Annotated in this window: 6 protein-coding genes; 3 read left to right on the top strand and 3 right to left on the bottom strand. The window is 39.6% G+C overall.

The genetic code is table 11. From position 1 onward, the window contains the following. Window positions 1-960: 960 nt before the first annotated feature. Together ACFINE_RS06580 and ACFINE_RS06575 are read right to left on the bottom strand one after the other, a co-directional pair. Window positions 961-1,974: a sensor histidine kinase gene (locus tag ACFINE_RS06580; RefSeq protein ID WP_375613649.1), complete on the bottom strand. Its 1,014-nt coding sequence runs from the start codon at window positions 1,972-1,974 to the stop codon at window positions 961-963. A gap of 22 nt (window positions 1,975-1,996) precedes the next feature. Then, entirely contained in the window at window positions 1,997-2,791 is a 795-nt protein-coding gene (locus tag ACFINE_RS06575; protein WP_375607013.1) for a response regulator, read from the bottom strand. A 168-nt stretch (window positions 2,792-2,959) separates the two neighbouring features. On the opposite strand from ACFINE_RS06575, the gene ACFINE_RS06570 reads away from it, so the two are divergent. The 3 genes from ACFINE_RS06570 (at window position 2,960) to ACFINE_RS06560 (ending at window position 5,380) form a co-directional block, all read left to right on the top strand. Then, window positions 2,960-3,163 carry a NepR family anti-sigma factor gene (locus tag ACFINE_RS06570; protein ID WP_375610684.1) on the top strand — a complete coding sequence of 68 codons (204 nt, stop codon included), beginning with the start codon at window positions 2,960-2,962 and terminating at the stop codon, window positions 3,161-3,163. A 7-nt stretch (window positions 3,164-3,170) separates the two neighbouring features. After that, the gene (locus ACFINE_RS06565; protein ID WP_375611691.1) at window positions 3,171-3,725 is read left to right on the top strand and encodes an RNA polymerase sigma factor; all 555 of its coding nucleotides are present in this window, start codon (window positions 3,171-3,173) and stop codon (window positions 3,723-3,725) included. Between the two features lie 224 nt (window positions 3,726-3,949). Beyond that, window positions 3,950-5,380 (top strand): sensor histidine kinase, encoded by a 1,431-nt coding sequence (locus ACFINE_RS06560; protein WP_375621451.1) that lies wholly within the window; start codon window positions 3,950-3,952, stop codon window positions 5,378-5,380. A gap of 899 nt (window positions 5,381-6,279) precedes the next feature. Here the strand turns inward: ACFINE_RS06560 and ACFINE_RS06555 are convergent. Further along, window positions 6,280-8,268 carry a M23 family metallopeptidase gene (locus tag ACFINE_RS06555; protein ID WP_375621450.1) on the bottom strand — a complete coding sequence of 663 codons (1,989 nt, stop codon included), beginning with the start codon at window positions 8,266-8,268 and terminating at the stop codon, window positions 6,280-6,282. Window positions 8,269-8,684 lie beyond the last annotated feature (416 nt).

Below are 8,684 nucleotides of genomic sequence, written 5' to 3'. Positions count from 1 at the left end.
CCCCTTTGAGATGGGTTTTCCCCTTTGAGATGGGTTTTCCCCTTTGAGATGGGTTTTCCCCTTTGAGATGGGTTTTCCCCTTTGAGATGGGTTTTCTATAGTGAATTAATCAAAGTCATTGGCTTGCACGTCATAAAAGGGTGTGTGTGTGGGCTCTATGTCGGTGAGTAATATTTGAAAAAAGACTGAAATGCCTCTTATGGACGCTCTCAAAGGTCAATGGCTGTTGTAACATGAGAGACAAATGGTATGATGATGCTCAGCTACTACTTTTATGAAGTGAAAAGGGGTATGAAGGTAAAGAAGGACGTGGCGTAACAAGGGGCGGTTTTGATGGTTCACTTTACGGGGGCTATTATATCTTATTTACAGATACTGTTTTGAAATGAGCGTGGATGCGCTGGGAAATATTAAAAAAGTGCGTGAATGAGGAACACAAGTGTATCCTGTTTTAGGATGCCCTATTGTAACTGAAGAGGATATCTCCATTAAAGAATGCGATAAATAAAAGCATAAAATGTGTAATTTACATCAATTAATTGTCGTTGTCGTGGATGCTTTAAGCCCGTAAAGCTGAAGAGTGATGATGGATATTAGCTTTACTCCTTGAAATTTCATATTCTGCCAAAATAAAATTATATACGCATTGCGAAAATTACACAAAAAGAGATGGGTAACAGGCTCGCTTTTATTTTGCATATAAAAGCTGAAACGGTTTGCTCTTTATCGTTTTGGTTTCTGTTTTAAAATATGCCGGTTATATGAGGGATGGAAGTTGATTGACAGCGGGAATGGATTTTATGTGGCTTTCAGTTCTCATCGTTAAGGTTTTGCGGAACTATTGGGGGACTATAGAGGTTGGTTTAAAGAGGTTGGAAAATATCTTTGTGCTTAATAAACAGATGAGACATTTTGCTAAAAAAGGGGAAAATTCTCTTGTTCATTGTTTAAAATGCTCTTTTAAGAAAAAATATCAAAATAAGTATCAGGAACAGAGAGGCAATAGACAATTCCTTCTTGTGTCAATCTGAGAGAAGCTGAACCATTCACGGAAATGGGAACGATTTTTTCGAGAACGGCACTACCAAAACAGGCTTTTTTATTGTTTGTGGGAGGGATGCCGGATTCAAAATTTTCATGCCACGTGATGATAAGTTGCGTTTTGCCATTCAGTTTTGTTTCAATTTCACAGCGTACACAGATGCTCCCCTTTTCTTGGGAAAGGGCTCCAAAAGAAAGAGAATTGACAATCAGTTCATGAAAAGCCAAACCGATATGCAAAGCGGCATTGGGAAAAAGATAAGGATCGACGCCTTCAAGTGAAAAACGTTCTGTTTCTTTCATAAAATAACCTAAAGCCTGCGTTTGGACCAATTCGCGAAATTGAGCACCGCGCCAATCGGAATCAGTGATCAGATCTTGAGAATGAGAAAGAGAATGAAGACGACCTTGAAATTTTCGTAAAAAAACTTGAAGAGATTCAGTGTAGCGGGCGGTTTGGCTGGCAATACTTTGAATGATCGCTAGAAGGTTTTTAGAACGGTGACTGACTTCGCGAAGAAGGATTTTAAGCACTTGTTCACGGCGGCGTAAGCCGGAAATATTGACACCGGTGGTGATAATACCAATAATGTCTTCGTTATCATTGCGGTGGCAATCAATAGAAAATTTGTACCAAATCTCTTGTTTATTTGTATCTTCAAAACGTGCTTCAACAGTTTGCATTTTGCCACTGGCTAAAACTTGCAGTTTGATGGTTTCCATATTGTCTGCAAGGTCAAGCGAAAAAAAGTCGCTGTCACGACACCCAACCCGCCATTTATTGTGCAAATGGTGTGGCAAGTTTTCAGCCCATAAATAAACCAGATTTGTTGCCTGATAGAGAACGCAAATATCAGCACCACGAATCGCTTGCATGAGCGCACTCATATGAGATCTATCCATGGGAGGCTTTGAAAGAGGCGTAACGATCATAATTTTAAGATGTTACCCTGTTCTAAGCCGCTTTAGAAGCATTCTCTTGAAAAAATAAAGCTTGCGAAATAAGCGCTTTCACCATATCAGGGTTAAAAGGTTTGGTCACTAAAAAAGTTGGTTCTGGACGCTCGCCAGTGAGAAGCCTTTCGGGAAAAGCTGTGATGAAAATCACCGGTATACGGTCATTTTTCAAAATCTCGTTGACCGCATCAATCCCTGAACTGTTATCGGCTAATTGAATATCAGCCAAAATCAACCGTGGTTTTTTCTTATGATACATGATGACAGCTTCATCACGCGTGCGCGCTATTCCTACAACATGATGACCTAGGCTTTCTACCATTTGCTCAATATCAAGTGCAATAAGAGGTTCATCTTCAATAATCATGACTTCAGTGGCAATTTGTTGAGAAATATCAATGGATGCTTGGTTGAGAAGCTTGCGAAATTCTTTCGTATCCAGATTCATGATTTCGCTGGCGTCTTGTTCATGAAATCCTTCAACGGCAATGAGCAAAAATGCTTGGCGTGCACGGGGCGTGAGATAGGATAATTTGGCACTGGTTTTTTGTTCAAGACCAAATTGGGGCAGGGGTTCAGGGATGTTTGGTGTGGTTTGGTCAAAAAGATGGCAAAAAAGCCAATAGGTACCAATTCGGTCAGTGGAGGCTTTGGGAAAAATGGAGATGTCGGCAATGAGTGCTTCCAACATCGCTGAAACATAGGCATCGCCAGAGGATTGGCTACCGGTGACAGAGCGGGCAAAACGCCGAAGATAGGGAAGATGCGGGGCAATGCGCGTTGATAATGACATAATTTATAACTCCTTTGACCTTTCAAGCATTTTGTTGGTTGAAATTCTCAACCGATAAAAAAGTTCCTTGATTTGTATGGAACTTTTTACCGACAGCTATATTTACAACCATAAGGCGAAAAAATCTTCGCGGTGCTACCAGTAATATATGGATTAGGGGGATGAAAAATGAACGACCGTGATGAAAAAAATCTCACTACACAATTTAGAGTTGGAGATGATCTTCTCGGGGTCAATAGCGAAATAGCACGGAAGTTACGTCAATTTTACATGGAAATTCAAGAAGAAGCACTGCCACGGTGTTTGCTTGAGCTTTTAGAGAAGTTGGAGCGCGCAGAGCAATTTGGCTTAAACAATGTGGAAAAGGTTTGAATCCTTTATGTCAAAGTGCGCGAAAAACTTTAAACAAGAACTCCTTTCTGTGTTGCCGGCTTTACGAGCTTTTGCTGTTTCTTTAAGTGGCAAGCACGATAAAGCCGAAGATTTGGTCCAAGATACTGTTATGAAGGCATGGGCTAAGCAAGATAGTTTTGAGATGGGAACTAATCTTAAAGCTTGGCTTTTTACCATTTTGCGCAATGAATTTTATAGTCAAATGCGTAAAAAGGGAAGAGAAGTTCAAGATACCGACGGCGTGTTTACTCAAAATGTCGCTGTTCATCCTGCTCAATATGGATCACTTGATTTGCAAGATTTCAAAAAAGCCTTAAATTTGCTTTCTGCCGATCAAAGAGAAGCCATTATTCTCATTGGCGCATCGGGATTTTCTTATGAAGATGCTGCGGCTATTTGTGGTTGTGCTGTTGGAACCATTAAAAGCCGTGTGAGCAGGGCGCGTAATCGATTACAAGAACTTCTTAAAGTCAATGGTGAGTCTGATTATGGTCCTGATTCTTACTCAGCTGGAAGTACATTGTGTTCATTTAACGGCTAAAAAAGCATAATAATTATGATTGATAGCCTTGTTTTTTTTATTCCCGTTATAGCTATTACAGTAAAGTCAGTATCTGAGGGAATTCAGAAGTTTGGCGTGTATCCTTAGGAACACAAGAAAAGCCTGTATAAAACTTTCTCACGGGCTTTAGGTTTTATGTTCCATAAGGTTGCCTTCCTTTGTGCTGAAAAATGACGACTTTCAAGTTCGCCAATGGACATTCTATGACAACAAAAACAAATTTGATGCCTCAAATGCCTTCTTCTGATGCAACGATATCACGCTGGCGGTGGGGTGCGATTGTTGTTTCTCTTGTTATGGCTCTTTTGGCATCGGTTTTTATTATGTTGCTTTCAAATGCCGTTGATCGAGAAGTCGCACAGTTGAATACAAGTTCAGAATTGCGCGAACAGGCTGATTTGGTCCTTATTAGCCTGATTGATATGGCTGTTGCTGATCGCAGCTATGCAAAAACGCGCAAGGCGGAAGATAAAATACGTTTTGAAAATGCAGAGCGGGAGTTGGGGAATATTCTCGACTATATCGCACTTATTGTTTATGCGCATCCGCAGTGGTATAAATGGTTTACGGCTTTTAAAGAAGAGGTTGAAGCACGAAAAGCCTTTATGAATGCCCATATGCGTGCTCTTGATGCGATTCCTGAACAATCTTCTCAACCCTCTCATGCGGACTCTTTGGAAGTATCAAAGATTCCTGTAGCACGTTTAGCTCAATTGATGACAAGCTTTATTAATGGGGATGATGTGGTGCGACAAAAACAGCGTGAGGGTATCGCATTGATGCGGGCGGCTTTGACATTGGCGGCTATTGTTTCCGTTGTGAGTACCTTTATTTCTGCCTATTTTGTTATTAATCGTTTTCATCGTGATATGCGCTCTTTAAAATTGTATCAATTGCTGCTTCATAGTGAAAATATCGCTCTGGAAGCCCGCGTGAAAGAACGAACACAAGAATTAGAAAGAGCACGTAATCACGCTGAAAAAGAACGCCAACGGGTTGAAATATTGTTGCAGGATGCAAGCCATCGCATTGGCAATTCTCTTGGGACGGTGTCTTCTTTGTTGGGGCTCCAGTTAAACCGGAGCAAAAATGAAGAGGTCCGTGCTGTTCTAGGGGCTGCACGTGATCGTATTCAGACAATTTCTACAGCACATCGTCGTTTGCGCTTAAGTGATGATATGGAAACGACACTATTGGCAGAGTTTCTCAGCTCTGTTGTGCATGATGTCGAATTGGCAGTCCCTTTTGAATTGCGTGAAAACATCACCATTCACACCAACTTTAAAGATTGTCGCCTGTCTTCAAGAGATGCGACAACACTTGGAATTATCCTTGGTGAACTGCTGACAAATTCCTTAAAACATGCCTTTCCTGATCAACGGTCTGGTCATATTTATATCTCCTTTGGTCCCCAGAAAGATGGACAATTGATGCTCATTGTAGAAGATGATGGCGTGGGAATGAAAAGCCAAACTTTAAAACAAAAAACAGGACTTGGTCGTGTGGTCGTGGAACAGCTCTGTATGCAATTTGGTGAAAAACCTCTGTTTGAAACTTCTGCTTTAGGAGGCACAAAGATTGTCATTCCTTTGCCAAAACTTAGCATGAATAGTTCAAAAAAAAGCTCTGACTGATTTTTTAAAAGGGTAAATTTTTTCTTTTCTCGTGGTAAGCTGCCTTTCATTCATCGTGAATGTATGGGGAGGGCATCTTTTCACAAGAAGAAGGAAAAATACGGCTTCAGTAGCGCGAACACAGCACCATTCATATCAGATTGTCAATTGCCTTCAAGAGAAACAACTTTGCTTCTTTATCTTTTGGTGTAATGTTTGATTTTCTCTCTTGTTGTTTTTTTGCTTTGTTGACTCCGATGATAGGCTTTCAAAGTTCTCCTTGTCTGAGAGCTTTGAAGTGCTTAAGTTAGCCTTTAAATTTATTTTGAATAAGTGCTCCTTTAAGCCAATAATACTTATATTCGTAAGCTCTATTGCTTTGCAAAAAGATTGTTTTTTCAAGTTTTGTTATTTTTTGTAAGGCATGTGAAACTTTAAATATGGGGTGTTTTTGTAAAAGTGTGTAACGAATACTCTTAAGGTAGAACGTGCTCAGAAAGTTCATGAAACACCGTCCTTTAGGGCTATGAACAGCATACATTCAACAAGTGGAATCTATTCAACAAAAAGTCGGGTTGTTTATAGAATGATATGGATTTTAGAATCTTCATCCTTTAGCGGGCACCTCTTTGATTTGAGATTTTATTGCATGGCAAATAAGGACGGGCTATCGTTTTGATAAAATAAACAAGAAGAGTTAGCCTTTTGGGGTTTCATATTTTTCACTTTTCTATTGTGCGTAAACCTGAAAAGGGGAGGGCGTTTTATTTTTAATCATTGTGATGCGACCTTGGGTGGTGGCATCTTTCGGCGTATTCTTTAATAGATATTTAAAATGCGGAAATCTCTTTGAGAAAAGTAAGCGCTCAAGCATATTTTTTAGATGTTTTGAGTCGTAAAAATGCAGATGCTTTCATGCTTTAAGTTTCTTCGGAGGGTGCTATTGGGCTGTTGATCAAGGCATCAATGTTGTTTTTTTCTTGTAGGAATGTTTGTAGGTCTTGATTGGTTAAGGCTTTGCTATCCGGTATACGAATGCGCATGGGATCAACTTTGACGCCATTGACAATGATTTCAAAATGACAATGGGGACCGGTTGCCATTCCTGTTGATCCAACATACCCAATAATTTGTCCTTGTCGTACTTTCACGCCTGGTTTGATGTCTGGTGCATAACGACTTTGGTGTGAATAACTGCTGACATATCCATTGGCATGTTGAATTTCCGTATGGTTTCCATAGCCGCCTGTTACGCCTACTCTTGTGACAATACCATCTCCTACAGCAATAATGGGTGATCCTTTAGGAGCAATCCAATCAACACCCGTATGCATGCGGACATAGCCTAAAATAGGATGTTTGCGTGGACCAAAGGGAGAGCCAAAAATGCCATTTGGTGTGGGTTTGCGCAGCAAGAAAGGCTTTGAACTTTTCCCTTCAGAATCATAATAATCAACGCTTCCATCTTTTAATTGATAACGGTAATATTTATAAGTTGTATTCCCAAAAGTTGCACTAATATAACGAATTTCTGGATCAGCGTTCTTGGATGATTCCTTTGCTTTCAAATTCTTTTTGCCGTTTTTGTTTTCTTTATCGCTTTGTGGTACAGCATAAAATATTTCGATCTGATCATTGGGTGTTATCGGACTTTTCATGTCAATATTGGTGGCTAGCAGACGAATAAGACGATGAGAGAGAGATTGTGATATATTATGGCTTAGCAAAGCACTATAGAGTGCATCATAAGCCGTTGGTAATTGCGCGCTATTGATATAAGAATGTGGAATACCATTTTGAAAAGCCGTTTTAAGTGCTTTAGACATTTTAGGCTCTGTGCTTTCAATGAATTGGCCTTTATCATTCAGGGCAATGGTGAGAACATGATGCATCCCTTGATAGATACTTGCGCGTACGAGATGGTCTTCTTCACCAGCTTGTGTCACAATACCAATGCGTAAAAGGCTTCCCTCTTTAAGGGAATCGGAAAGGCTTATTTTTTCTAGCGTTTTTACAACCTGGTCAATTTGCTTTTTTGTATAACTGGTTTTTTTGAAAGCATCGGCTATCGTTTGTTTTTTACGAATAGGAATAATATCTTCAACATAGTTTTTCGTCAGATCGATACGGTGACTTTGAGGAGAAACGGTTACATTTTCTTGAACGATTCGAACTTCAGGGGATTCTGTGCCTTGGGAAGGGGAGGATACATCTTCTAATTTTAAAGGATCAATCAATGTGAGAACTGAAAGAAGTTCGGAGCTCTTTTCTAAAGTAAATCCAGCTTTTTGTACTTCTTGTTGTGCCTCTTCATCTGTCAATGTGTCGCTGTCATCAAAATCGAATTGATTTACCTTAAAATCATAGCTGCGTAAGGTGAGTTTTGTTTCAACCTTTGCTCCATAAATCTGCCCAGAATCTTCTTGTGGTGCGATATTTTGATTTTTCGTATCACTAGCAAGAATGCTTAAAGAATCAAATTTTGGATAGCTATATTTCTGGGGGCGATTTTCGGCTAAAGCCATACGAATCCATTCAAAATGTTGTGTTTGAATGACTTTTTCATCGCCTTTTTTTTGTAGAATCGATAATTCAAATTGACGTTTTCTGTCAAAGCTTTGCCTTGCATGAGTGGGAGAAATACGGTCGCCTTTATAGCCATTGGCCTCAGGGGCTTGTGATTCTGATAGGTTTTCTTGCGTAAACCATTGTGGCGGTGTTACCAATCGCTGTTGTTCATCAAGAGCCGTAAAAAGTGCAATCCCCATAAGAATGCAGGAAGTGATTCCTGTCAGAATGGTTCCCGTAAGCCAACGAGCAGAGACCTGTCGGCGCGCAGGCCGCAAACGCTTGACGACAAGAGCAGGGTCTTGTCCAGGATCGTTTTTTTGTTGTTCGTTATCCCACATAGATTTATAAGAGTACTTTTCAATATTAAATAAAGAAAGCTAGATAGATAGCTTAAAATGCTTCTACAGGAATTTGATTCTTTTTACAAATTACAGATCATGCGATTCTCTTTATACAGCAATGTCTTTATAAATCGTATCTGCGCAGAAAATTTTCTCTATTAAAGTAGCATAAAACAAGCGTTATTGTGATTAACTCATTCCTAGGCAACTTCCTATTTTTATGCATTGCAATGGGGTGCTATATTTTACTTTAAAGGCGCCATGCTCTCTTTGAACTCCTTGCTGTTTTCATGTTTTATTTTTATGAAGGCAGATTTTACCTATAATTGCTTGTTGCCAATAATGTTTTGAAATAGGATTTTTTGTTCAATATTTTATTGGTAAAGTTTGGGTTATTTTATTTAAAAAAAAAT

Origin of the sequence: Bartonella sp. AA97HXZ, assembly GCF_042196985.1 — a bacterium.
Lineage (GTDB): Bacteria > Pseudomonadota > Alphaproteobacteria > Rhizobiales > Rhizobiaceae > Bartonella.
This window is presented reverse-complemented; position numbering and strand designations above follow the sequence as displayed.

Excerpts from the sequence above, each read along its gene's own strand:
- ACFINE_RS06580 (WP_375613649.1), bottom strand. The coding sequence starts at position 1,974 with ATGATCGTTACGCCTCTTTCAAAGCCTCCCATGGATAGATCTCATATG.
- ACFINE_RS06560 (WP_375621451.1), top strand. The coding sequence starts at position 3,950 with ATGACAACAAAAACAAATTTGATGCCTCAAATGCCTTCTTCTGATGCA.
- ACFINE_RS06570 (WP_375610684.1), top strand. The coding sequence starts at position 2,960 with ATGAACGACCGTGATGAAAAAAATCTCACTACACAATTTAGAGTTGGA.
- ACFINE_RS06575 (WP_375607013.1), bottom strand. The coding sequence starts at position 2,791 with ATGTCATTATCAACGCGCATTGCCCCGCATCTTCCCTATCTTCGGCGT.
- ACFINE_RS06555 (WP_375621450.1), bottom strand. The coding sequence starts at position 8,268 with ATGTGGGATAACGAACAACAAAAAAACGATCCTGGACAAGACCCTGCT.
- ACFINE_RS06565 (WP_375611691.1), top strand. The coding sequence starts at position 3,171 with ATGTCAAAGTGCGCGAAAAACTTTAAACAAGAACTCCTTTCTGTGTTG.